23 protein-coding genes are annotated in these 22977 nt (G+C 67.1%); 9 read left to right on the top strand and 14 right to left on the bottom strand.

The features are described from left to right. Positions 1-25: 25 nt before the first annotated feature. From A5771_RS00350 to A5771_RS00320, 7 genes are all read left to right on the top strand, one after another. Positions 26-865, top strand: coding sequence for an enoyl-CoA hydratase/isomerase family protein (locus A5771_RS00350; protein ID WP_064853219.1), 840 nt, complete (start codon positions 26-28; stop codon positions 863-865). Between the two features lie 17 nt (positions 866-882). Then, a complete protein-coding gene (locus A5771_RS00345) occupies positions 883-1689 on the top strand; it encodes an enoyl-CoA hydratase/isomerase family protein (protein WP_064853218.1) in 807 nt (268 codons plus the stop codon). A 5-nt stretch (positions 1690-1694) separates the two neighbouring features. Next, positions 1695-2477: an enoyl-CoA hydratase/isomerase family protein gene (locus A5771_RS00340; protein WP_082946972.1), complete on the top strand. Its 783-nt coding sequence runs from the start codon at positions 1695-1697 to the stop codon at positions 2475-2477. Then, positions 2474-3937 (top strand): class I adenylate-forming enzyme family protein, encoded by a 1464-nt coding sequence (locus A5771_RS00335; RefSeq protein ID WP_109400976.1) that lies wholly within the window; start codon positions 2474-2476, stop codon positions 3935-3937. The genes A5771_RS00340 and A5771_RS00335 overlap by 4 nt, the downstream gene beginning before the upstream one ends. After that, the gene (locus A5771_RS00330) at positions 3927-5435 is read left to right on the top strand and encodes a class I adenylate-forming enzyme family protein (protein WP_064853215.1); all 1509 of its coding nucleotides are present in this window, start codon (positions 3927-3929) and stop codon (positions 5433-5435) included. The genes A5771_RS00335 and A5771_RS00330 overlap by 11 nt, the downstream gene beginning before the upstream one ends. Then, positions 5428-6963 carry a class I adenylate-forming enzyme family protein gene (locus A5771_RS00325; RefSeq protein ID WP_064853214.1) on the top strand — a complete coding sequence of 512 codons (1536 nt, stop codon included), beginning with the start codon at positions 5428-5430 and terminating at the stop codon, positions 6961-6963. Before A5771_RS00330 ends, A5771_RS00325 begins: the two co-directional genes overlap by 8 nt. Positions 6964-7076: 113 nt before the next feature. Further along, on the top strand, positions 7077-8465 hold the full coding sequence (locus A5771_RS00320) for an HNH endonuclease signature motif containing protein (protein WP_064853213.1): 1389 nt from the start codon (positions 7077-7079) through the stop codon (positions 8463-8465). Positions 8466-8561: 96 nt separating this feature from the next. Here the strand turns inward: A5771_RS00320 and A5771_RS00315 are convergent, their stop codons facing one another. From A5771_RS00315 to fabG, 4 genes are read right to left on the bottom strand one after another with little or no spacing between them, the layout of a single operon-like run. Further along, a complete protein-coding gene (locus A5771_RS00315) occupies positions 8562-9248 on the bottom strand; it encodes a GntR family transcriptional regulator (RefSeq protein WP_064853212.1) in 687 nt (228 codons plus the stop codon). Positions 9249-9251: 3 nt separating this feature from the next. Continuing rightward, on the bottom strand, positions 9252-10445 hold the full coding sequence (locus A5771_RS00310; RefSeq protein WP_064853211.1) for an acyl-CoA dehydrogenase family protein: 1194 nt from the start codon (positions 10443-10445) through the stop codon (positions 9252-9254). Then, the gene (locus tag A5771_RS00305) at positions 10442-11665 is read right to left on the bottom strand and encodes an acetyl-CoA C-acetyltransferase (RefSeq protein ID WP_064853210.1); all 1224 of its coding nucleotides are present in this window, start codon (positions 11663-11665) and stop codon (positions 10442-10444) included. The genes A5771_RS00310 and A5771_RS00305 overlap by 4 nt, the downstream gene beginning before the upstream one ends. Next, positions 11662-12402 (bottom strand): 3-oxoacyl-ACP reductase FabG, encoded by a 741-nt coding sequence (fabG, locus tag A5771_RS00300; RefSeq protein WP_064853234.1) that lies wholly within the window; start codon positions 12400-12402, stop codon positions 11662-11664. The genes A5771_RS00305 and fabG overlap by 4 nt, the downstream gene beginning before the upstream one ends. 104 nt (positions 12403-12506) lie before the next feature. Between fabG and A5771_RS00295 the strand changes: the two genes are divergently transcribed. Together A5771_RS00295 and A5771_RS00290 are read left to right on the top strand one after the other, a co-directional pair. After that, entirely contained in the window at positions 12507-13670 is a 1164-nt protein-coding gene (locus A5771_RS00295) for an acyl-CoA dehydrogenase family protein (protein ID WP_064853209.1), read from the top strand. 22 nt (positions 13671-13692) lie between these two features. Further along, on the top strand, positions 13693-14514 hold the full coding sequence (locus A5771_RS00290) for a mycofactocin-coupled SDR family oxidoreductase (protein WP_064853208.1): 822 nt from the start codon (positions 13693-13695) through the stop codon (positions 14512-14514). 171 nt (positions 14515-14685) lie between these two features. Here A5771_RS00290 and A5771_RS00285 read toward each other — a convergent pair whose 3' ends face one another. The 10 genes from A5771_RS00285 to A5771_RS00245 form a co-directional block, all read right to left on the bottom strand. Beyond that, positions 14686-15864, bottom strand: a complete 1179-nt coding sequence (locus A5771_RS00285) for a cytochrome P450 (RefSeq protein WP_064853207.1) — start codon at positions 15862-15864, stop codon at positions 14686-14688. Positions 15865-15966: 102 nt separating this feature from the next. Continuing rightward, a complete protein-coding gene (locus A5771_RS00280; protein WP_064853206.1) occupies positions 15967-16371 on the bottom strand; it encodes a hypothetical protein in 405 nt (134 codons plus the stop codon). 15 nt (positions 16372-16386) lie between these two features. Beyond that, on the bottom strand, positions 16387-16992 hold the full coding sequence (locus tag A5771_RS00275) for a hypothetical protein (RefSeq protein WP_234782876.1): 606 nt from the start codon (positions 16990-16992) through the stop codon (positions 16387-16389). Between the two features lie 77 nt (positions 16993-17069). Further along, a complete protein-coding gene (locus tag A5771_RS24235) occupies positions 17070-17201 on the bottom strand; it encodes a hypothetical protein (RefSeq protein ID WP_267887450.1) in 132 nt (43 codons plus the stop codon). A gap of 14 nt (positions 17202-17215) precedes the next feature. Then, positions 17216-18007 carry a CbbQ/NirQ/NorQ/GpvN family protein gene (locus A5771_RS00270; protein ID WP_064853204.1) on the bottom strand — a complete coding sequence of 264 codons (792 nt, stop codon included), beginning with the start codon at positions 18005-18007 and terminating at the stop codon, positions 17216-17218. 12 nt (positions 18008-18019) lie between these two features. Then, on the bottom strand, positions 18020-19552 hold the full coding sequence (locus tag A5771_RS00265) for a nitric oxide reductase activation protein NorD (protein ID WP_064853203.1): 1533 nt from the start codon (positions 19550-19552) through the stop codon (positions 18020-18022). Positions 19553-19948: 396 nt separating this feature from the next. Further along, on the bottom strand, positions 19949-20626 hold the full coding sequence (locus A5771_RS00260; RefSeq protein WP_064853202.1) for a hypothetical protein: 678 nt from the start codon (positions 20624-20626) through the stop codon (positions 19949-19951). 45 nt (positions 20627-20671) lie between these two features. Then, the gene (locus A5771_RS00255) at positions 20672-21256 is read right to left on the bottom strand and encodes a TetR/AcrR family transcriptional regulator (RefSeq protein ID WP_064853233.1); all 585 of its coding nucleotides are present in this window, start codon (positions 21254-21256) and stop codon (positions 20672-20674) included. Between the two features lie 66 nt (positions 21257-21322). Beyond that, positions 21323-21505, bottom strand: a complete 183-nt coding sequence (locus A5771_RS00250; protein WP_064853201.1) for a (2Fe-2S)-binding protein — start codon at positions 21503-21505, stop codon at positions 21323-21325. A gap of 6 nt (positions 21506-21511) precedes the next feature. After that, the gene (locus tag A5771_RS00245) at positions 21512-22972 is read right to left on the bottom strand and encodes a FadD3 family acyl-CoA ligase (RefSeq protein ID WP_082946970.1); all 1461 of its coding nucleotides are present in this window, start codon (positions 22970-22972) and stop codon (positions 21512-21514) included. Positions 22973-22977: the final 5 nt, after the last annotated feature.

Genomic DNA, 22977 nt, shown 5'->3' with positions numbered 1-22977 from the left:
AGCCCTCACGATATACCGTTGAAGGATGGACACCACAGTGGCCGATTCCCCCGATCCCGGGTCCGGCTCCGCGACCGACGGCTCGGTGGCGGTGCTGCGCGACGGTGCGCTGCTCCGGCTCACCCTGGTTCGTCCGGATCGCCGCAATTCGCTCAGCCCACCGATGACCGAGGCGCTGATCAACGCCCTGACCGGGGCGGCCAGTGATGATGCCCTGCGCGTCATCCACCTGACCGGCTCCGGTGCGGACTTTTGCGCGGGAGCGGACTGGGTCGCCACCAACTCGACCGGCCAGCGACCCCGCACCGGTGATCTGGTTCGGCGCATCCCGCACGCCGCGCATCGGGTGATCGAACTGCTGCACACCATCCAACTACCGGTGGTGTGCAGCGTCCGGGGGTGGGCGGTCGGGTTGGGCTGCAATCTGGCGCTGGCCGCCGACTTCACCGTCGCCGCGACCGACGCCGTCTTCTGGGAGCCGTTCCTGGCGCGCGGATTCAGCCCGGACTCGGGCGCCACCTGGTTGCTGCCGCGCCTGGCCGGAGTGGCCCGGGCCAAACGCATGTTGCTGCTCGGCGAGAAGGTGAGCGGGGCTTCGGCGCAAGACTGGGGGCTGATACATCAGGCGGTGGAACCGACAGCGGTCGACTCTGTCACCGAAGAACTGCTGGGACGTTTGGCCGATGGACCCACGATCGCGATCGGCCTGACCAAGCAGGGACTGCATTACGGGCAGCACGCGACGCTGCCGCAAGCCATGACGCAGGAGCTGTTCAACCTCGAACTCAGCTGCCGCACTGCGGATTTCAAAGAGGGATTGGCAGCGTTCACCCAGCGGCGTCCGCCGGGCTTCACCGGCCGCTGACCAGAAGGGATCCGGCTATGCCGACGTTCGACACCATCACCTATGAGCTCGACGGGCACACCGCGACGATCACGCTGAACCGCCCCGAGGCGCTCAACGCGCTGAGCCCGCACATGGTCACCGAGCTGCGGGCCGCCTACGCCGAGGCCGAGAACGACGACCGGGTGTGGCTGCTCATCGTGACCGGTACCGGGCGGGCGTTTTGCACCGGTGCCGACGTCAAGGCGATTCCCGGCGATGGCAAGGTGATCAATGAGCGGCCGTACCTGTCCACCTACGAGCAGTGGGAGGCCCCGCAGGAGGGCACGCCACCGTTCCGGACAATGGCCAAGCCGGTCCTGGCCGCGATCAACGGAATATGTTGCGGCGCCGGTCTGGACTGGGTGACCACCGGCGACATCGTCATCGCTTCCGCGCGTGCCACCTTCTTCGACCCGCACGTTTCGATCGGGCTGGTCGCCGGCCGCGAGGTGGTGCGGTTGGCCCGGGTACTGCCCCGCTCGGTCGCGCTGCGCATGGCGATGATGGGCCGCCACGAGCGGATGGACGCCCAGCGGGCCTACGACCTCGGGATGATCAGCGAGGTGGTGGAGCATGACCGTCTGCTGGAGCGTGCGCACGAGATCGCCGCCATCCTCAACTCCAATGCGCCGCTGGCGGTGCGCGGAACCCGGCTGGCGATCCTCAAGGGCCTCGACCTGCCGCTGCACGAGGCCGAGATGCTCGCCGAAGCGTTCCGGGAGCGCAACCTGCACACCGAGGATTCGCTGGAGGGCCCCAAAGCCTTCGTCGAGAAGCGGGCACCGGAATGGCAGTGCCGATGAAACCGATGACTTTCGAGACCATCCTCCTCGACGTCGATCGCACCGACCGGGTCGCCACCATCACGCTGAACCGGCCGGATCGGCTCAACGCCTTCAACCGCACCATGTGCGAGGAGATGACCGCCGCGTGGCGCATCGTCAAACTCGACACGGACGTCAACGCCGTCGTGCTGCGAGCCGCCGGCGACCGGGCCTTCAGCGCCGGACTGGACATCAAGTCCCCCTACGGGCAGCCCGACAATGTCTGGAATCACGAGGATCCCGGCGAGGCGCTGAGCCCCAAGTGGCAGAAGATGTTCAAGCCGGTGGTCTGCGCGGTGCAGGGCATCTGCACCGCGGGCGCGTTCTACTTCGTCAACGAATCCGACGTCGTGATCTGTTCGACCGATGCGACGTTCTTCGACTCGCACGTCTCGGCCGGGCTAGTCAGTGCACTCGAACCGATCGGTCTGATGCGCCGCATCGGGTTGGGCGAGACTCTGCGGATCGCGCTGATGGGTAACGACGAGCGAGTCAGCGCCGAGACCGCACTGCGCATCGGCTTGGTCTCCGAAGTGACAGCGCCCGAACAACTCTGGGTGCGAGCACATGAGATCGCGGCCATCATCGCGGCCAAACCGCCGTCGGCGACCCAGGGAACGGTCAAGGCGATATGGGAATCGCTCGACAAGCCGTACCGCGCCGCCCTGGACCAGGGGCTGATCTACACCCGGCTGGGCAACCCGCTGGGCAAGGCCGAGCTCGACGCGCAGTCAACCCGCCCCGCGACCGCGCCGCGGATCCGCTGATGGCGCACCCACTCAGCGAACGGATCGCCGCGGTGCTCGACCTGCAGCCCGAAGCGCCCGCCTTCGAGTACGCCGGCCAGTGGTTCTCCTGGGCGCAGCTTGACGTTTCGGCACGGCGCATCGCGGAATTGACCGGTGGCGGCAAGGTCGGGATCCTGCTGCGCAACCGTCCCCCGCAGCTGGCCGCGCTGCTCGGGGTGCTGTTGGCCGGGGGCTGCGTGGTGGTCATCAATCCGTCGCGCGGTGACGAACGCACGCGCGCGGACATCGCCGCGCTCGAGCTGCCGCTGATCATCGGCGAACCGGACGATCTGGCTGCGCTGGTCACGGCGACACCGCACACCGCGACGGTGTCCCTCTCCGGCCTGGACGCCGAGCCGCAGGTGGCCACGGCAGCTACACCCGGCCCGGAAGCCCGTTCGGATGCCGGCCGTCCCAGCGTGGCGGTGCGGATGCTCACCAGCGGGACCACCGGGCCTCCCAAGCGCGTCGATCTGAGCTACGACATGCTGGCGCACAGCGTGCTCGGTCCGGCACCGACGGAGCTGCGGAGCGGTGTCGCGATCGTCAACGCACCGCTGGTACACATCGGCGGGGTGTTCCGCATCCTGCAGTGCGTCGCCGAGGCGAGGCCGTTTGTGCTGCTGGACCGCTTCGAGCTGGACCGCTGGGCCGATGCGGTGCGCAAGTATCGACCGCGCGCGGTGTCGCTGGTGCCCGCGGCGCTGCGGATGGTGCTGCACTCGACACTGAGCCGCGAGGATCTGTCCAGCATCCGCGCGGTCACCTCGGGTACCGCGCCGCTGTCGGCCGACGACGCCGACGCGTTCACCGAGAAGTTCGGCATCCCGGTGCTCACCTCCTATGCGGCAACGGAGTTCGGCGGCGGGGTGGCCGGCTGGACACTCGCCGACTACCAGCGGTTCTGGCGTGACAAGCGCGGCAGCGTGGGCCGGGCCAGCCTCGGGGCGCACTTGCGGGTGGTCGGCGACGACGGGTCTCCGCTGGGACCCGATGAGCCCGGACTGCTCGAGGTCAAACCGGGACAGCTCGGTCCCGACGCGGACTGGATGCGCACCACCGACCTGGCCCGCATCGACACCGACGGCTTCCTGTGGATCCTGGGCCGGGCGGATCAGGCCATCATTCGCGGCGGGTTCAAAGTGATGCCCGATGATGTCCGCGCCGCACTGGAGGCCCATCCGGCGGTCAAAGGCGCTGCTGTCGTAGGACGTGCGGACGATCGCCTCGGCCAGACCCCGGTCGCCGCGGTCGAGCTGCGCGCGGGTGCTGCCGTCGACGCCGAGACCCTGGTCGCCTTTCTGAGCAGCCGACTGGCGCGCTACGAGATACCGACCGACGTCGCCATCGTCGACGCGCTGCCGCGCACGCCTTCGGGCAAGGCCGACCTGGGCGCAGTGCGGGCGCTGATCGGCACGCAAGGTGAGCATGCCCACTGAGACCGTGCCGCGGATCCTGCGCGCCCAAGCACTTTCGCGTGGCGCGCACCTCCTGCTGATCTGCGACGCAGAGCGAATCAGTTACGCCGACGCCGAGCAGAGGTCCGCGGGCTTGGCCGGCCGGCTCGTTGCACTCGGAGCCGGCAGAGGCACGCATATCGGGCTGCTGTATCCCAACGGTGCGGACTTCGTGGTGGGCATGCTGGCGGCGGCCCGCATCGGCGCGGTGGTGGTGCCCTTCCCCACCTTCACCACCGCGCCGGAGCTACGCCGCCAATTGGCCCACAGCGATGTGCGGATCCTGCTGGCCGCCGAATCGTACCGGTCACACGACTATCGGAAACGCCTCATTGAGGTACTCGAGGACGACCTCGCCTGTGACAAGCCGATATTCAGCGTCCACGCGCCCGCGCTGCGGCGAGTAATCTTCGACATCGACACGGTGGCCGGCGAGGCGCCGGCTGTCCTGAAAGCGCTCGAAGCAGACGTCGAGGGCAGCGATCCGCTGTGCATCGTCTACACGTCGGGATCCTCCGGCGCCCCCAAAGGGGTGATCCACACCCACGCCGGTCTGCTCGGCCACCAACGCAATCTCAACGAGATCCGCAGGCTCACCGCGTCCGACGTCCTGTTCTGCAATTCACCGTTCTATTGGATCGGCGGCCTGGCGTTCGCGCTGCTGGCCACCATGCTGGCCGGGTCGACGCTGCTGTGCTCGAACGCCACGGACCCGGGTGTCACGCTAGATCTGCTCGAAGCCGAGAAGCCCACGATGACCAACGGTTTCGTCAGCGGGATAACGGCTCTGGCGCACCATCCCAGCTTGCCTCACCGAGATCTGTCCACCCTGCGCCGCGGCAACCTGTATCCGCTCATGGCCCCCCAGGCCCGTCCTGCCGACCCGCAGTTGCGGCATCAGATGCTGGGCATGACCGAGACCGGTGGGCCGGTGCTGCTCAGTGGGGACACCGCCGACCAGCCCGAGCACCGGCGCGGCAGCTTCGGCAGGCCGGCGCCCGGGTTCGAGTGCCGCGTCGAGGCCGGTGAGTTGTTGGTACGCGGACGTTACCTGATGCAGCGTTACCACAAGCGCAGCCGGGAGGAGTGCTTCGACGCCGACGGGTGGTTTCACACCGGGGACCTGGTCCGCTCCGACGCGGACGGCTTCTACTACTACCTGGGCCGGCGGGACGCGCTGATCAAGACCGCCGGTGCCAATGTGTCCCCGGCCGAAGTGGAACGCGCCATTGCGAAGGTGACCGGCGGCGTCGTCGCCCATGTGGTCGGCATCCCGGATCCGCAGCGCGGCCAGCTGGTGGCTGCGGCCATCGTGCAGGACGACCCCTGCGACGCGACGTGGCTGCGCGAAAGGCTGAAGACAGAACTGTCGGCGTACAAGATCCCCCGTGTTTTCGCCACGGTGCGGGCCACCGAGGTTCCGCTGCTGTCCAGCGGCAAGGTGGACCGGCGGTCGCTGGCGGAGGTCTTCGATGTCTGAGTCCGAAACCATCGACATCCTGGTCCGGTCCCGCGCCGCAGCGCTCGGCGACAAGCCGGCGGTGATCGATCCGGTCGGCCGGCTCAGCTACGCCGAGCTTGACGCGTCATCGCGGGAGCTGGCGGGAGTCTTCGTGCAGGCCGGTGTCGGCAAGGGCACCCGGGTCGGGCTGATCATGCCCAACGGTGTCGACTGTGTGCGAACCGCGATCGCGCTGACCCGCATCGGCGCGGTGCTGGTTCCGCTGAGCACCCTGCTGACTGCACCGGAGCTGGCGGCCCAGCTGCGCGTCGCCGCGGTGCAGTTCCTGGTCAGTGTCGAAGCGTTCCGTGGCCGCCGCTACCTCGACAGCCTGAATGCGGCGCATGCGACCCTACCTGCGCTGCAACAGATCTGGACAACAGAGCGAGTGGCCGCCGCCGATCCCGCCGAGGCCGGGCCCGCCGGAACCGTCGACGCGCTGGCTGCAAGCGTCGCGTCCAGCGATCCGCTGGTGATCATGTTCACCTCCGGCAGCAGCGGGCCGCCGAAAGGGGTGCTGCATTCGCACGGCAGCGCCCTGGGCGCCGTGCGCGCCGGTCTGGCGGCCCGCTGCATCGACACCGACACCCGGCTGTATCTGCCGATGCCGTTCTTCTGGGTCGGCGGTTTCGGCGGCGGCGTGCTGTCGGCGCTGCTGGCCGGGGCAACCCTGGTCACCGAGGCGATTCCCCAGCCCGAGGCCACCCTGAAACTGCTGGAATCCGAACAGGTCACGCTGTTTCGCGGCTGGCCGGATCAGGCCGAAACCCTGGCCCGTCATCGCGGGGCCGCGGACCTGTCGGCGCTGCGGCCCGGCAGCCTGGAGGCGCTGCTTGCTCCGGAGTTGCGCTCGCAGCCCGGGGCGCGGGCCAACCTGTTCGGGATGACCGAGTCGTTCGGGCCGTACTGTGGCTATGCCGCCGACACCGACATGCCGCGGACAGCCTGGGGAAGCTGCGGAAAACCTTTCGACGGCATAGAGGTTCGGATCGTCGACGCCGACACCGGTGTCCCGGTGTCGACCGGCGCGATCGGCATGATTCAGCTGCGCGGACCGCACATCCTGCGGGGCATCTGCCGACGCAGCCGCGAAGAGACGCTCACCGTCGACGGCTTCTACCCCACCGGCGATCTGGGCCGCCTCGACGACGACGGGTTCCTGTTCTACCACGGCAGATCCGACGACATGTTCAAGGTCAGCGGCGCCACCGTGTACCCGGGCGAGGTGGAGAAGGCCCTGCGAGTCATCGACGGTGTCGACGCCGCCTTCGTGACGAACGTGTTCGACGCCGGCCGCGACCGGGTGGGAGCGGTGGTGGCCGGCGATGTGCTGAGCGTCGAGCAGCTGCGGGAGCAGGCTCGAGCGCTATTGAGCCCGTTCAAGGTGCCGACGGTGTGGCTGCTGGTCTCGAGTCCCGACGCCGTTCCGCGCGGACCGACCGGCAAGGTCGACAAGCGCCGTCTGCGGGAACTGTTGGCCGAATCAACTGCCGAAACGCCCAGGTGAGCGGGCGCCCCACTGGGCGCCGGCCCGTGCCGCGGTTATCCCCAGTTGCCGGTCTGTCCACAATTGACCCGCAGGCGGGACCTTATCGCTCATCTGTTCGATAGCGTGGAGTTATGTCGATCAGCGATGAGGTTTTGCTCCCGCAGGAGGCCGCATGTGCCGCTGTCCGCGCTGATCTGGACCTCATCGATGCCGCTTACGCGCGGCTGCGGGCCGCCGACACCGACATGGTGGGCAATGCGTTTCGTATCGAAATCGCCGAACGGCTGGAAACCCAGCACAGGGTCAACCGCGGCTTGTCCTACCGCATGTTCGGAGAAATCGAGCAACCTATCGACAGCTTGGGCGAAGCCGCACTGCCACCGGGCACACGCGCCGGTGATCTTCTGCGGCAGCGGTTACGGATCACGCGTGGCGAAGTCCGGCGCCGCTTCGCTCTCGCCGCGCGCATTCGGCCCCGCCGCACCCTCACCGGCCCCACCCTGCCGCCCGCCCTCCCCGAACTGGCCGCCGCCATCGAAGACGGCGACCTCGGTGAAGACCACATCACCACCATCACCAAAGCCCTCGACCACCTACCCGCCAAGGCCACGAGCGCGGACCACGAACAGGCCGAACACCTCTTGGTCGCCAACGCCCGGCGTCAGGACTCCCCGTTCGTGGCCGCCGTCGGGCGCACCATCGCCGACACCATCGCCGAACGCCTCGGCCAATACAGCGACGCCGACCGCGCACGGCGGCGCACCCTCAGCCTGGGCCCGCAACAGCTCGACGGGATGAGTCGCGTTTCAGGTTACGTCGACCCCGAAACCCGGGCCTACCTCGAAGCCATCATTGCCGCTGTCCGGCCCGGGCACCACCTACCCGACGCCGACACACCGGACCTGCGCAACGAAGGCCAGCGCGCTCACGACGCCCTCAAGGTCGCACTGCGCCATGCCATCGAATCCGAAAAGCTGGGCACCCACCGCGGTGTCCCCGTCACCGTCATCGTCTCCACCACCCTGACCGAACTCGACCAAGCGGTCCACGCCACCAAGGACCGCGCAGTGGCCATGCCGGCGGCGGCGCGCACCGGCGGCGGCTCTCAGCTGCCCCTGCGTGACCTCATCCGTATGGCCGCCAACTCGATTCACTACCTAGCGGTGTTCGATGACCACTCCAACCGCCCGCTGTACCTCGGACGCAGCAAACGCATCGCCACCGCCGACCACCGCATCATCTGCCATGCACGAGATCGCGGCTGCACGAGGCCGAACTGCACCCAACCGGGGTACCGCTGCGAGGTACACCATTGTCCCGGCTGGGCCGGTGGTGGTCGCACCGATGCCGACGCCCTCTGGTTCGCGTGCCCACGTGACCACGCTGCCGAAACCAACGGCCACTACACCACCACCCCCAGCAACGGACGTCTCGCCTGGAGCGACGGCAATGGCCCACCTGAGATCAACCACGCCCACCACCCCGACGAACTCCTCAACGACCCCGACGACGATCCGTAGCCGCGCCGAAACCGGTGGTCCCAACTCTCCGACGACATGCTTGTCGCCGCATCCGGTGACCAAGCTGTCGGCATGGTCGCGGCTGGGCTTGGCGACCTACGACACCGGGGCGTCCTGACCCACCACGCCGCGCTCGACGAGGTGCTCGATCATCGGCGCCGCACCGGCAGCCAGATGCTCGGCCATCGCGGCGCGGGCCAGTTCCTCGTCACGCTTGGCCAGGGCCGCCAACACTGCGCGGTGGTGCCTGGTCGACTTGGCCGGCCACCCCGAAACCGTGGGAAACACCGATTCGGGTGCGTAACGGGTGATCTGGTACATCAGCTGGGCAAGTTTGGGTGAGTCGGCCGCGACGTTGATGGCGCGGTGGAACTCATGGTTGAGCCGCACCGCGGCCTCTTCGTCGTCGCCGGCATAGGCGGATTCCAGTTGGTCCTGGATATTTTCGAGCTCACGCAGCTGGTCATCGGTGATGCCGGCCGCGGCCCGCGCGGCGAGTTCACCACCGATATGCGCCTGGACATCGGAGACATCGGTGATGTCACGCTGGGTCACCGGCAGCACCACGAATCCGCGGTGCGGCTGCTGGTCGAGCAACCCTTCGGCGCGCAGCCCGAACAGCGCCTCACGCACCGGGGTCACGCTGACACCCAGCTCGGCCGCCAGTTGATCCAGCCGCACATATGCTCCGGCGGTGTAGTCCCCGTTGAAGATTCGCTTGCGCACGAAGCGGGCCACATCCTCGGAGAGCTGTGACCGCGCGGGGAATTCCGGGACGCTCACGGATCAGACCCGGTAGTCGGCGAGCAGCCGCTTGCTGATGATCTGCTTCTGGATCTCGCTGGTGCCCTCACCGATCAGCAGGAACGGGGCGTCACGCATCAACCGTTCGATCTCGTACTCCTTGGAATAGCCGTAGCCGCCGTGTATCCGGAAACTCTGCTGGGTGACCTCCGAGCAGAATTCGCTGGCGAGGTACTTGGCCATCCCCGCGGCGACGTCGTTGCGCTCCCCGGAGTCCTTGAGCCGGGCGGCGTTGACCATCATCAGGTGTGCCGCTTCGACTTTGGTGGCCATCTCGGCGAGCTCGAAGGCGATCGCCTGGTGCTCGGCGATCGGCTTGCCGAAGGTCTCGCGCTGCTGGGCGTAGCGCACCGCGAGTTCGAACGCCCGGATTCCCACCCCGCACGCCCGGGCCGACACGTTGACGCGGCCGACTTCGATGCCGTCCATCATCTGGAAGAAGCCCTGCCCGGGCGCCCCGCCCAGTACGTCGTCGGCAGCGGCGGCGTACCCGTCGAAAATCAGCTCGGTAGTGTCGATGCCCTTGTAGCCGAGCTTGTCGATCTTGCCCGGGATGACCAGTCCGGGTAGGACTTCGCCAAAGCCGACCGGCTTTTCCACCAGGAACGCGGTCAGGTTCCGGTGCGGTTTATCGGCGCCCTCGTCGGTGCGCACCAGCACGGCAATCAGTGTGGAACTGCCGCCGTTGGTCAGCCACATCTTCTGTCCGCTGATGGTGTATCCGCCGTCTGCCTGTCGGGTGGCGCGGGTGCGGATCGCCGCTACGTCAGAACCCAATTCCGGCTCGGACATCGAGAATGCGCCCCGGGTCTCGCCGGTGGCCATCCGCGGCAGGAAACGCTGCTTCTGCTCGTCGGTGCCGTGTTGGCGCAGCATGTAGGCGACGATGAAATGGGTGTTCAGCACGCCGGAGACACTCATCCAACCGCGAGCCAGCTCTTCGACACAGAGCGCGTAGGTGAGCAGCGATTCCCCTAGACCGCCGTACTCCTCGGGGATCATCAGACCGAACAGGCCCATTTCGCGCATCGCGTCGACGATGGCCTGCGGGTAGGTGTCGGTGCGCTCCAGCTCGGCCGCCGCCGGAATGACGTCTTTGTCCACGAAACGACGGACGGTGTCGAGGATTTCGGTCTGGAACTCGGTGAGCCCCAGCGTCTGGGCGAGTTTGGTCACCGCGCATCTACCCTTTCAAAGATTGCGGCCAATCCCTGGCCGCCGCCGATGCACATGGTCTCCAGCCCGTAGCGGGCAGCGCGGCGGTTGAGCTCGCGGGCCAGCGTGGCCAGCATCCGCCCGCCGGTGGCGCCGACCGGATGCCCCAGCGAGATCCCCGAACCGTGCACGTTGGTGCGTTCGCGGTCCGCGGCACCGAATTTCCACTCGGCCATCACGGCCAGAGCCTGGGCGGCGAAGGCCTCGTTGAGTTCGATCAGGTCGATGTCGGTCAGCCGAAGCCCGGCCTTCTGCAGAGCGGCGTCGGTCGCCGGCACGGGGCCGATTCCCATGACATTGGGCGGGACTCCGGCAACGCCCCACGGCACCAGCCGAACCAACGGCGTCAAGCCCAACTGCTCAGCCTTCTCCCGGGTGGTCACCACGCACATCGATGCGGCGTCGTTCTGGCCGCTGGAATTGCCCGCGGTGACGGTGGCCTCCGGGTCACTTTTGCCCAGAACGGGTTTCAGCTTGCCCAGGGACTCCACCGAGGTGTCGGCCCGCGGGTGCTCGTCGGTGACGATGTGTTCCTCACCGGCGCGGGCGCGCACGGTGACACCGATGATCTCCCCGGCGAGCACACCGGACTGCTGAGCCGCCACCGCGCGCCGGTGCGAGGTCACCGCCAGCTCGTCCTGTTCGGCGCGGGAGATGCCGTATTCGCGGCGCAAATTCTCGGCGGTCTCCAGCATGCCGCCGGGTACCGGGTAGTTCTGGCCCCCGGCGGTCGTGCGGCCGCGGGCCAGGCCGTCGTGCACCCGGACTCCACCGCGGGCCCCGCCCCAGCGCATGTCGGTGGAGTAGAACGCCACGTTGCTCATGCTCTCGGCGCCGCCGGCGATCACCACCTCGCAGTCGCCGCTGCCGACCTGCAGACAGGCCTGCAGCACCGCTTGCAGTCCCGAACCGCAGCGGCGGTCGACCTGCATACCCGGAACCGTCACCGGCAGACCGGAATCCAACGCGACGACCCGTCCGATGGCCGGCGCCTCACTGCTGGGATAGCAATGCCCCAGCACCACGTCGTCGATGGCCTCGGCGGGCAGACCGGTGCGGTCCAGCAGACCTTTCAGCGCGGCGACGCCGAGCTCGACGGCGGTCAACGACTTGAACATCCCGCCGTAGCGGCCGATCGGGGTGCGGACCGGCTCGCAGATCACCGTCTCGCGGGCACTCATAGGTGCCTGCCGCCGGTCACCTCGAGCACCGTGCCGGTCATATATGAGGAAAGGTCGGAAGCCAGGAACAGCGCGACGCTGGCCACCTCGTCGGGCTCACCGGCCCGGCCCATGGGCACCTCGGCCACCTTGGAGTCCCAGATGCGTTGCGGCATCGCCTCGGTCATCGCCGAGCGGATCAGGCCCGGCTGGATCGCGTTCACCCGCACCCCCAGATACGCCAGTTCCTTGCTGGCGGCCTTGGTCATACCGACGATGCCGGCCTTGGCCGCCGAGTAATTCGTCTGCCCGACCATGCCGACCTTGCCGGAGATCGAGGACATGTTGACGATGGCGCCGCGCTTCTGCTCGCGCATGATCGCCGCGGCCGCGCGCAGTCCGTTCCAGGTGCCCTTGAGGTGTACGGAGATGACCTGGTCGAACTGCTCCTCGGTCATCTTGCGCATGGTGGCGTCGCGGGTGATACCGGCGTTGTTCACCATGATGTCCAGCCCGCCGAACGTCTCCACAGCGGCCGCGACCAAGGCGTCGACCGCGGCGGAGCTGGTGACATCGCAGCGCACCGCCCGAGCCACCTCGGATCCGCCCAACTGTGCGGCGGCCTCCTCGGTGGCCGCCAGGTTTACATCGCCGAGCACCACCCGGGCGCCTTCGGCGACGAATCGCTGCGCGATGGCGAGACCCAGACCCTGGGCACCGCCGGTGATCACCGCCGTTTGACCGGTCAGCAAGGACACTGCATCACCTGCCTTCTCCGAGATGTTTGCGTCATCATATTTCATATATGATCTTCGTCGGTAGCCGGTCGTTCCCGGGTCGGGCGTAAGGAGAAGCGGCGTCAATGAGTGAAGTCAGCGACGAGGATTTCGCCGAGATCCTGTCCCAGACCCGCCGATTCGTCCGCAGCTCCGTCGTCCCGCGCGAGGCCGAGATCCTCGCCGATGACCGGGTTCCCGACGACCTGCGCGAGCAAGCCAAGGCGATGGGCCTGTTCGGCTACGCCATTCCGCAACAGTGGGGCGGGCTGGGCCTGGACCTGCGCCAGGACGTCGAACTGGCCATAGAGTTGGGCTACACGTCGCTGGCGGTGCGCTCGATGTTCGGCACCAACAACGGAATCGCCGGTCAGGTACTGGTCGGGTTCGGCACCGAGGAACAGAAATCCCGGTGGCTGGCGCCCATCGCCTCCGGTGAGGTCGTCGCCTCCTTCGCCCTCACCGAGCCCGGTGCCGGCTCCAACCCGGCCGGACTGCTGACCCAGGCGCTCCGCGACGGTTCGGACTGGCTGATCACCGGGCAGAAGCGGTTCATCACCAACGCCCCCACGGCAGAGCTGTTCATCGTCTTCGCCCGCACCCGGCCGGCCGACGACCAGGGCGCCGGTATCGCGGTCTTTCTGGTGCCCGCCGACGCCTCCGGTGTCGTGGTAAGCCCCAAGGACGCCAAGATGGGTCAGGAAGGCGCCTGGACCGCCGATGTCGGCTTCACCGACGTGCGGGTCCCCGACGCGGCGCTGGTCGGCGGCAGCGAAGATCTCGGCTACCGGGCGGCGCTGACATCGCTGGCGCGCGGCCGGGTGCACATCGCCGCACTGGCGGTCGGTGCCGCCCAGCGTGCCCTCGACGAATCGGTGGCCTACGCCGCCACGGCCACCCAGGGCAGTACCCCGATCGGCAATTTCCAACTCGTGCAGGCGATGCTCGCCGACCAGCAGACCGGTGTGCTGGCCGGTCGGGCCATGGTTCGGGATGCGGCGCGCATGTGGGTCGCCGATGAGGACCGGCGGATCGCCCCGTCGGCGGCCAAGCTGTTCTGCACCGAGATGGCCGGCAAGGTCGCCGATCTGGCGGTGCAGATCCACGGCGGCTCCGGCTACATGCGGGGGGTACCGGTCGAACGCATCTACCGCGACGTCCGGCTGCTGCGGCTCTATGAGGGCACCAGCGAGATCCAGCGCCTGATCATCGGCTCGGGTCTGGTCAAAGCCGCGCAACGAAAAGCCTGAATCACCTACGGAGGGAACAGGAATGACGGGACGACTCACGGACAAGGTGGCTTTCATCACCGGCGCGGCGCGCGGGCAGGGGCGTGCGCATGCGGTGCGGATGGCCGCCGAGGGCGCCGACATCATCGCGATCGACGTGGCCGGCAAACTCCCGGACTGCGTGCCGTATGACTCGGCGAGCCCGGAGGAGCTGGCCGAAACGGTGCAGCTGGTGGAAGTCACCGGCCGGCGCATCGTGTCCTCGGTTGTCGACACCCGCGACTACGACGGATTGTGCGAAGCTGTCGATGCCGGCGTGGCCGCATTGGGGCGCCTGGACATCATCGTCGCCAACGCCGGTATCACCGCGCCGCAGGTCTGGGATGCCATCACCCCGGAGTCGTTTCGCGACGTCATGGACGTCAACGTGACCGGCACCTGGAATACGGTGATGGCCGGCGCGCAACACATTATCGACGGCGGCCGGGGCGGGTCGATCATCCTGATCAGCTCAGCAGCCGGAATCAAGATGCAGCCGTTCATGGTGCACTACACGGCCAGCAAGCACGCCGTCACCGGGATGGCCCGCGGGTTCGCCGCCGAACTGGGTAAGCATTCGATTCGGGTGAACAGCCTGCACCCGGGTGCGGTCAACACCCCGATGGGCACCGGCGACATGATGGCGGCGTTGAACACAGCCAACGAGACCAACCCGGGCCTGATGAACATGGTGACGCCGTTCCTGCCCGACTACATTGCCGAGCCGGAAGATATCGCCGACGCCGCCTGCTGGCTGGCCAGCGATGAATCACGCATGGTTACCGCATCACGAATCCCGGTCGATCTCGGCTCCACCCAGTACTGAGGCGGGGAATGGACCGGTTCTGCGCAACGCTGGCCGCGGGCCTGAACAGCTACGGTGCGGCACCGTGTCTCGACTTCGAGCGAACGTGGTACTCCGGCAATGACATCACCGGCTATATCACAGCTCAAAGTGCGGCCCGCCGATGTCGCCGCGCTGGTCGAGACCCGGCGGTCATGAGTTCGGCCCCAGCCTGAGTGGCAGCGCCGGCAGCGAGCACGTCGCCGATGGCCAGGTGATCTCTGGCACGAAACCCGGTGCGAGCCCGAAATCGGGAATGCGGGCCAGCCATTCTGAGACGACGAGCTTGAGTTCCATACGGGCCAGGTGTGAGCCCAGACAGCGGTGCGGGCCGCCGCCGAATCCCCAGTGTTTGTGCACCTTTCCGTCGAGGACGGGTTGATTTCCGGAATACTCGTCGCTGCCGTCTCGATTGATCGCACCGAGGCAGAGGCGGACCTGGGCGCCGGCGGGGATCTCAACGCCGGCGATGGTGACCGGGCGGGTGGCCGCTCTCCCGACGACGGGTGCGGCAGGTTCGAGGCGGATCATCTCCTCGACGAAGACCGCGACACCGTCGGGATCGTCGCGCAATCCAGCACGCAACCCGGGTCGGCGGGCCAGTTCCAGCATCGTCGTACCGATTGTTGCGGTGACGGTGTCCAGCCCGGCCAGTACGAATACCAGGGACAGTCCGATTGCCTCGTTGTCGTCGAGCGGGTCTGCGCCGCGCAGTAGTTCCGAGAGAATGCCGGGGCGCGGTTCCCTGCGCTGTCGCGCAACGGCTTCGGTGAGATAGCCGAACAGTTCCACCGTCGGGGTCAGGTCCACGCTGGCGGGGTCGTCGGTCAGACCCAACGCGATGATCGCGTCCTTCCAGGCGACCAGGCGGTCCCGATCCTCGAGGGGCAGACCGAACAGCGTGAGGAACACCTGCGAGGGGTAGGGGGTGGCCAATTCGGCCATCGCCTCACACCGATCCTGCTCGGCGATCCCGGAGATGATCTCGGCGGCGTGCGACTGAAGCGACGGCAGCAGGGCCATCAGGGTCTGCGGACTGAAGTAGCGATGCAGCAGCTTCCGGTACCGGGTGTGGTCGGGCGGGTCGAAGGCCAATGGCACCAGCGGAACCGGGCTGATCATGTCGTCGTAGGGGATTCTCGAGGAGAAGACCTCCCAGTTACGCAGCGCGGCAAGCACATCATCACGTCGGGTGAGATAGTACGCGCCCTCGCCGTACACCACGGGCCCGAGATCGCGCAGCGCCGCCCATCCCTCACCACGATCGTGGGCCATCGGCAGGTCGGCGTAGGCGAACTGCGGCAGGGCCGGCGCTACATGCATGTCGGTCATGACCGCACCGGACTGCACGGTTGGGCCGATCCCGGGTCCAGATGCATGTCATGCCCGACATCGCCGGTCCCCCACTGCATAACCCGTAGTTTGTCCGGCACGTCAACCACCCTGCTGTTGTGCGGCTTGCTGTCTGGCCAGCCGGGCCTCGTAGCGGTCGACCAGCTCCCGGAAGCCGAGCCGGTCATACTGCGGGACGGGCTGAATCCCCCAGATGTCCTTGGCGGTGTCCTTGCCCTCGGCCCCCTCGGGAGGGCCGAGCGGCGGGTAAGGGTACTTGCACTCGAGGGTGTCGTCGGAGTAGCGCACCTTCAGCAACTCGCTGCAGATCTGGGTGAGGCTCAGCGTCGGGTAACCGTAGTAGACCGCCATGAACGGCAAGGTGAAAGCGCCTTCGATGACGAGCGCGACCAGACACACCAAGGTGGCGCGCTTGATCCAGGTGTGCATGCGGGCGTAGTAAGGCGTGGTGCCCGGGGGCAAGTCTTCGGCGGCAGGGGTTTCCATCGTGGTGCTCCTTGGTCAGTCGGTGAAAATTTCGCGATTCACCGTGTGCAGGTACGGAATGGCGAGGAAGGGGGTGATGTAGAAGATGTCGTAGAGCCACCAGCCGATGACGGGGAAGATCGCCCCGGCGAACCGCACGTCGGCGAACATGGTCATGTTGAACACGTAGAGAATCCAGATCAGGACGCCCATCCAGCAGGTGACGATCATCCATTGGTGGCCCCAGCGCTTCATCTGCAAGAACCCGATCGCCGCGGCGCAGCGCATCGCGAACACCGTGAGGATCATGCCGAAGACCATGGATTTCTCCCCCGGCCCGGCGGCACCGCCGACCCACAGTTCGTTGTAGTGCCAGAAATAGCCGGCGTCGAACATGTGACCCCAGCCGATCATCAGCACCCGGTTGATCAGGGTGTGGTTGGCGACCAGATCCAGCGACCAGCCCAGGCTGTTGAGCATGCCGTCGATCAGCACCAGGTAACCGATCAGGGTGACGATCATGGGCCGCACCGACAGACCCGCCCGCTGGGCCTCGCGCTGCAACCACACCCCGCGCATGAAGATCGGGAAGCCGATCAACCCGGGCGCCCACATACCCATGAGCGCCGCTCCGACGATCATCCATTTGTCGGCCTGCCACTGGGCGACACGGGACTGCTCCTGATGCTCGTGCAGACCGACCGGCGGATTAGCGGTGGTCACAGGTACCACCAACCCCGTTCGAACGACATGTACAGCTGGATCAGGAACATCGTGAGCAGGTAGCCGTAGATGACGATCTGGAAGACGATCAAGGCCCTCTTGCGTTTCCGCTCTCTCTGGTCGGCCATTTCGGATTTCCTTTCTAGAGTTTGTCGGCGTCGAGCAGAACCGCGGCCGCGATTTCGCGCAGCCCTTCGCTGATGGCGCCATCGGTGCTCAGCGGCGCAAGGATGCAGGCTTCGGCCGCTTCCAGTTCACCGGCGCCGGCCGCGATGAGCTGCGCCGCGGTGATTAGGGCCCGGGTCGACGGCGGCTCGAAGTGGAACGCCTCGTCGGCGGTGCGGATGGCGATAGCGCACTGCACGAGTCGCTGCGCGGCGGCGAGGTCGATGCCCGTCTCCGCGACCACGGCCTGCGCCTCCCGTTCGGGGGGAAGGTAGGACATCGGCAAGGTGGCGAAGCGCTGCCGGAATGATGGCTTGAGCTCTTTCAACGAACTCCGGTACGCCGGGTTGTAGGAGCACACGAGCATGAAATCGTCTGGCGCCCGGACCACTTCGTCGGCGCGGTCCAGATACAGGGTGCGCCGGTGATCGGTGAGCGAGTGCAGAATCGCCAGGGAGTCGTGACGCGCCTCGACCACCTCGTCGAGGTAGCAGATGGCACCGGTTTTGACCGCCCTGGTCAGTGGTCCGTCGATCCAGGTGACATCCCCGCCGGTCACCATGAAGCGTCCGACGAGATCTGAGCTGGTCAGGTCATCATGGCAGCTGATGGTGACGACGGGCCGCCCCAGCAGCGATCCCATATGCTCGACGAACCGGGTCTTACCGCAGCCGGTAGGACCGGTCAGCATCACCGGGGTCTTCCGAGTGAAGGCCTGCTCGAAGAGTCGGACCTCGTTTCCGTTCGAATAGTATGTGTCGCTACTCATGTGGCTCCTCCCTTACGTACTGATCAGTTCGCGGTGCACGCGTGCCAGTACGCGCGGCAGTTCTTCCACTCGGCTGATGCGTTGCGAGCGTTTGGGTCCGAAAACCTCGGGCAACGGGTCGACGCGTGTCGGTCCGACGCCCACGTAGTAGACCGACACACCGGCGTCGTTGGCCTCTTCCACCGCATGTGCGGCGTCCGACCAGGCGTACCTACCCTCATAGCCTTCGTCGGAGATCATTCCGTCGCCGATGATGATCAGTAGTCGGCGCTCCGAGGGCTGGTCCAGCAGTCGGCTGGTCAGATGCCGGATCGGGGCGCCGAGACGGGTGTAACCACCAGTGGTCAACCCCAGACCGCTCGGCGGGACGAAGCGGGCTTCTGGAAAGTCCTTCAGGCAACGCACTTCCACCCGGTGCCTGGTGTTGCCGGTGAATACGAAGATCCCGTGCCGCTCCCGCGCGTGGGTCATGGCGCGGGACAACGCATCTGCGCAGGCCAGTTCGAGCCGGAACACCCGTCCCCCGTGTACTCCCAGTGAGGAGCTGCCGTCCAGCAGCAGCGCGGTGCTGACATCGCGGTTGCAGGGCAACAGGTCGCGGAACAATCGAGGTTCGCCGGCCTCCCCGGTGCGCAGGTCGATGTAATGGCGGACGTACTGGTCGATATCGAGGTCCGACCCGTCTTCGAGCCGGTTCACCATCGCGCGATGGGTGTCCTCCTGGAACCACTTGCGCAGGTCGGCCGAGGCCGTGGTGGCGGCACCGATTCGTCGGTCACGCGCGAGCTCCACAACGGCCACGTGGTCGGGCATCAGACGTTGGGTCCAGGAGTTCCACTCCGGATACGGGATTCCCGGACGGTGCTCAGGGGTGACGTCGATGTCGTTGTCCTGCGGCCGGCTCGGCGGAGGCAGGTTCGGATTGCGAACCCCACCGTCACCGCCGACGGGCACCGAATAGGGTCGCGGCATCCGCTTCTGCGTCGTGGTCCAGGGCATCCGGCCGAACTGCCGCCGCAGTCTGTCGGACAGGCCGGTGGGCGCGGTATAGATCGCCGGCAGCCGGCCCAGCAGCGGGTCAAGCTCTGCCGGATCTGATCCCCGGGCCATCGCGATGGCCCGGCCGATCATGTCCCGCGCCTCGAGCTGCGGGTCTGCCGGTACGAGTTCGGGTAGCAGACGGCCGAACTCGGGCATCAGGCCCGGCCACCGCGACGCGATCCAGCCCAGGGCGACGCCGGCTTCCACGACGGTCAGCGCCCGCAGTTCGCGTGTCGACAGTTCGTTGATCCGGTACTGACCCAGCCGGTCCTTCGACGATGCGCATTGCAAGGCGATACCGCAGGTCAACGATCGCCGGGTCCAGTCGGCCCGCAATATTGGGTAGGGCACGTGCACGTGACTGCGCGATGCGCTGAGGCCGAATCCGCGGTGGTCGCCGGTGACCAGCCGCACACCGGCGCGGTTCTCCTCGCTCAGGGCGACCGCGGTGACCGAGCAGCTGCGTTCCAACGCCATGGCGGCCGTCTGGTCGAGGTCAGTCATGAACCGTCGCTCCCGGGCCGTGGCGCGCCGGGCTCAGAACGTGCCGATGTTGGAGAACATCCAGTACCAGAACCAGATGACCAGACCGGTGCCGCCCCATGCCGCGACGTAACGCAGAATCTCCCAGACGTAGTCCATGGTCGGACCTCCTTGTTGACGGGTTCAAGCCACGCCCTGCGGCGCAGGACGCCTTGTTACGCACGCTGTTTCGTTGGCCACCGCGACACCGCCCGAAGACCGCGGCGGCCCGCGTGCGGCGTCGGCGGGCGTCGCATCGGACCTGGCGCACCTGTGGGGTCATGGTGCACTGTTTCTAACCCATTGACTGACTTGAGTCAATAGAATGGTTGTGGTCGGAAGTCGACCCGACCCGAAAAACCTCCGCGCGGGGCGGGTTCAATCGGTGAAGATCTCGCGGTTCACCGTGTGCAGATACGGGATCGCGAGGAACGGGGTGATGTAGAAGATGTCGTAGAGCCACCAGCCGACGACCGGGAGGATCACCCCGGCGAACCGCACGTCGGCGAACATTGTCATGTTGAACACGTACAACACCCAGATCACCGCGCCCATCCAGCAGGTGACGACCATCCACTGGTGTCCCCAGCGCTTCATCTGCAGGAACCCGATCCCGGCCGCGATCCGCATGGTGAATACGGTGAGGATCATGCCCGCTTCCATGGCCTTTTCGCCGGGACCGGCAGCGCCGCCCACCCAGAGTTCATTGAAATGCCAGAAGTATCCGGCGTCGAACATGTGGCCCCAGCCGCTGAGCAGCACCCGGGCCAGCAAGGTGTGACTACCGATCAGGTCAAGGGCCCACCCCACGGTGTTGATCGCCGCGTCGACGATGACCAGGTATCCCAGCAGGGTCACCAGCATCGGCCGCACCGACATGCCGTTCCGCTGCGCCTGCCGTAGGAGCCACACGCCCCGGAGGAACAACGGCAGGCCGAAAATGCCCAGTGCCGCAGTGCCTATCAGGATGCTTCCGCTGATCAACCATTTGTCCGCCTGACGCTGGGCTAGGCGAGAGGCTTCCATATGCTCATCGACCGGCGGTGCACTGCGCATGCTGACTGACTCTAGTCATGCAATGTCGCCGACGACAAGCATTGATCAGGCGAGCACGGCCATGCTGTGCATGGTGCGTTTCACCAGATCTTCGAGCAACTCGCGACGCATCGGATCGTTGGTGGTGATCGCCAGTGCGTAGATGCCGAGCAAGAAGAACACCGCGCTGTTGATCGGCCGGACCGCCGGATCCACCTCCCCCTCGGCCTGGGCCTGCTCGATCCGCTTGCCCAACAGCAGGACCAGGGAGTGATCACTACCGCCCTCGGCGGCCGGGCGGGTCTGGGAGAAGTGCAGCGCCAGGAAATCCTTGAACAACAGCTCGCCGAGGCGGCGTTCCAGCCCCAACACCAGTCGCACCGCCTCGGTCAAGGCGGATTTCAGGTCATGTCCCTTGTCCAGATACCGGCCGAACTGCTTTGCCATCCGGTCCTCTTCACGCTTCTCGAGCTCGAGCAGCACGTGTTCCTTGGTGGGGAAATGGAAGAAGAACGTGCCGTGCGCGACGCCGGCGGCGGCCACGATGGCGCCGACGTCGGCCTGCGCCATTCCGGTCCGCTTGAACTCGGCGGTTGCAGCGCCCAGGAGCCGCTCCCGGGTCTGCAGGCGCTTGGCTTCGCGCGCCGTCATCTTCTCCGTCTTGTCCACCACGGCCAAGACAGTATCGCCTCGACGCCGGCACCCGCAGTAGATGACTCAGGTCATCGTCGCGGTTTCCTGCGAAGTCGCGGCGATCAACGCCCGGATGTTGTTGCGGCAGCGTCCGCACACCGTCCCGGCCCCGGTGCACTCACCGACCTGCTTGGTGGTCGAGGCGCCGGCCTCGACGGCGTCGATCACCTGCTGGCTGGTCACCCCGACACACAGGCAGACGTACATGACGCCTCACGCCCCGGACTCGGTCTCCAGTCGCGCCTTGTCCACCTTGCCGGTGGCGTTCAGCGGCAAGCGGTCCACGAACGACACGTACCGAGGGGCCTTGAAGCCGGCCATCCGGTCCCGGCTCCACGTAATCAGATCCGATTCCGAAATCTGCCCGTGGGCGGCCTCTTTCACCACGAACGCCTTGCCGACCTGGCCGAGGCGCTCATCGGGCACGCCGATCACCGCGACCTGTGCCACGGCGGGATGCTCCCGCAGGAAGCCCTCGATCTCGGCGGGATAGGCGTTGAAGCCGCCGACGATGAACATGTCCTTCTTGCGTCCGACGATCCGCAACCGGCCGGCATCGTCGATCGTCCCGGCGTCGCCGGTGTGCAGCCAGCCCTGCGCGTCGATCGCCTCGGCGGTCGCCTGCGGGTCGTCGAGGTAGCCGGCCATCACGTTGTAACCCCGGACCAGAACCTCGCCGTCATCGGCGATCCGCAACTCGACGTCCTCGCAGGCCACGCCGGCCGTGGTCGCGATGTCCTCGAAGGAGTCGCCGCGGCGCGAGGCCGTCACCGTGCCGGCTTCGGTGAGCCCATATCCGGTCATGATGGACTGGAACGGCAATTCGCTGCGGATCCGCCGGATCAGATCCACCGGGATATCGGCGGCGCCGGTGACCGCGGCGCGCAACGACGACAGGTCACGCCCGGAGGCCGCGTCCAGTAGCGACTGATACAGCGTCGGCGGCCCCGGCAGCATGGTGATGCGTTCGGCCTCAATGAGTTCCAGCACGGCGTCGACGTCGAAGACCCTCACCGGGAACATGGTGGCCCCGCGGATGCACGCAGCGATGCAACCCGCCTTGTAGCCGAAGGTGTGGAAGAAGGGATTGACCATCAGGTAGCGGTCGCCCTGACGAAGGTCGGCCAGGTCGCACCATTCGGCGTAGAGCCGCAGATTCTGCTGATGGCTCATCATCACGCCCTTGGGCCGGCCGGTCGTGCCCGAGGTGAAGATGATGTCGGCGATGTCATCACCGTCGACCGCGCGCTGCATCGGCGAACCGGCACCCAGGAAGTCCGATTTGAGGTCGATCACCGGGACGCCCGGAGGTGCGGTGAAATCCAGTCCCAGGAATCCCTTTTCGATCAGTACCAGCTTGGCGCCGCTGCGGCGGATGACGTCGTCGGCTTCGGTCGCTTTGAACCGGGTGTTGACCGGGACCAGTACGCCGCCGGCGGTCAGCAGCCCGAAAGCGGCGATGATCCACTCCGCGGAGTTGGGCGCCCAGATTGCCGCCCGATCCCCCTTCTCGATGCCGGCGCCGGCGAATGCTCCAGCGGCGCAACGCACCCGTTCCGCCAGCTCGGCGAAGGTGAGCCGTAACGGACCGTCGGGGGGGGGGGGGGGGGGGCCGGCGCCCGCCCCCCCCCCCCCCCCCCCCCAGGGGGGGGGGGGGGGGGGGGGGGGGCGCAGGCGGG

Origin of the sequence: Mycolicibacter sinensis, assembly GCF_001667375.1 — a bacterium.
Taxonomy (GTDB): Bacteria; Actinomycetota; Actinomycetes; order Mycobacteriales; family Mycobacteriaceae; genus Mycobacterium; species Mycobacterium sinense_A.
The sequence above is the reverse complement of the archived record's forward strand: the minus strand, read 5'-3'. Positions and strand labels throughout refer to the sequence as shown.

Excerpts from the sequence above, each read along its gene's own strand:
- A5771_RS00350 (WP_064853219.1), top strand. The coding sequence starts at position 26 with ATGGACACCACAGTGGCCGATTCCCCCGATCCCGGGTCCGGCTCCGCG.
- A5771_RS00345 (WP_064853218.1), top strand. The coding sequence starts at position 883 with ATGCCGACGTTCGACACCATCACCTATGAGCTCGACGGGCACACCGCG.
- A5771_RS00340 (WP_082946972.1), top strand. The coding sequence starts at position 1,695 with ATGACTTTCGAGACCATCCTCCTCGACGTCGATCGCACCGACCGGGTC.
- A5771_RS00330 (WP_064853215.1), top strand. The coding sequence starts at position 3,927 with ATGCCCACTGAGACCGTGCCGCGGATCCTGCGCGCCCAAGCACTTTCG.
- A5771_RS00325 (WP_064853214.1), top strand. The coding sequence starts at position 5,428 with ATGTCTGAGTCCGAAACCATCGACATCCTGGTCCGGTCCCGCGCCGCA.
- A5771_RS00320 (WP_064853213.1), top strand. The coding sequence starts at position 7,077 with ATGTCGATCAGCGATGAGGTTTTGCTCCCGCAGGAGGCCGCATGTGCC.
- A5771_RS00305 (WP_064853210.1), bottom strand. The coding sequence starts at position 11,665 with ATGAGTGCCCGCGAGACGGTGATCTGCGAGCCGGTCCGCACCCCGATC.
- A5771_RS00295 (WP_064853209.1), top strand. The coding sequence starts at position 12,507 with ATGAGTGAAGTCAGCGACGAGGATTTCGCCGAGATCCTGTCCCAGACC.
- A5771_RS00290 (WP_064853208.1), top strand. The coding sequence starts at position 13,693 with ATGACGGGACGACTCACGGACAAGGTGGCTTTCATCACCGGCGCGGCG.
- A5771_RS00285 (WP_064853207.1), bottom strand. The coding sequence starts at position 15,864 with ATGACCGACATGCATGTAGCGCCGGCCCTGCCGCAGTTCGCCTACGCC.
- A5771_RS00280 (WP_064853206.1), bottom strand. The coding sequence starts at position 16,371 with ATGGAAACCCCTGCCGCCGAAGACTTGCCCCCGGGCACCACGCCTTAC.
- A5771_RS00275 (WP_234782876.1), bottom strand. The coding sequence starts at position 16,992 with ATGATCGTCGGAGCGGCGCTCATGGGTATGTGGGCGCCCGGGTTGATC.
- A5771_RS24235 (WP_267887450.1), bottom strand. The coding sequence starts at position 17,201 with ATGGCCGACCAGAGAGAGCGGAAACGCAAGAGGGCCTTGATCGTCTTC.
- A5771_RS00270 (WP_064853204.1), bottom strand. The coding sequence starts at position 18,007 with ATGAGTAGCGACACATACTATTCGAACGGAAACGAGGTCCGACTCTTC.
- A5771_RS00265 (WP_064853203.1), bottom strand. The coding sequence starts at position 19,552 with ATGACTGACCTCGACCAGACGGCCGCCATGGCGTTGGAACGCAGCTGC.
- A5771_RS00260 (WP_064853202.1), bottom strand. The coding sequence starts at position 20,626 with ATGCGCAGTGCACCGCCGGTCGATGAGCATATGGAAGCCTCTCGCCTA.
- A5771_RS00255 (WP_064853233.1), bottom strand. The coding sequence starts at position 21,256 with ATGACGGCGCGCGAAGCCAAGCGCCTGCAGACCCGGGAGCGGCTCCTG.
- A5771_RS00250 (WP_064853201.1), bottom strand. The coding sequence starts at position 21,505 with ATGTACGTCTGCCTGTGTGTCGGGGTGACCAGCCAGCAGGTGATCGAC.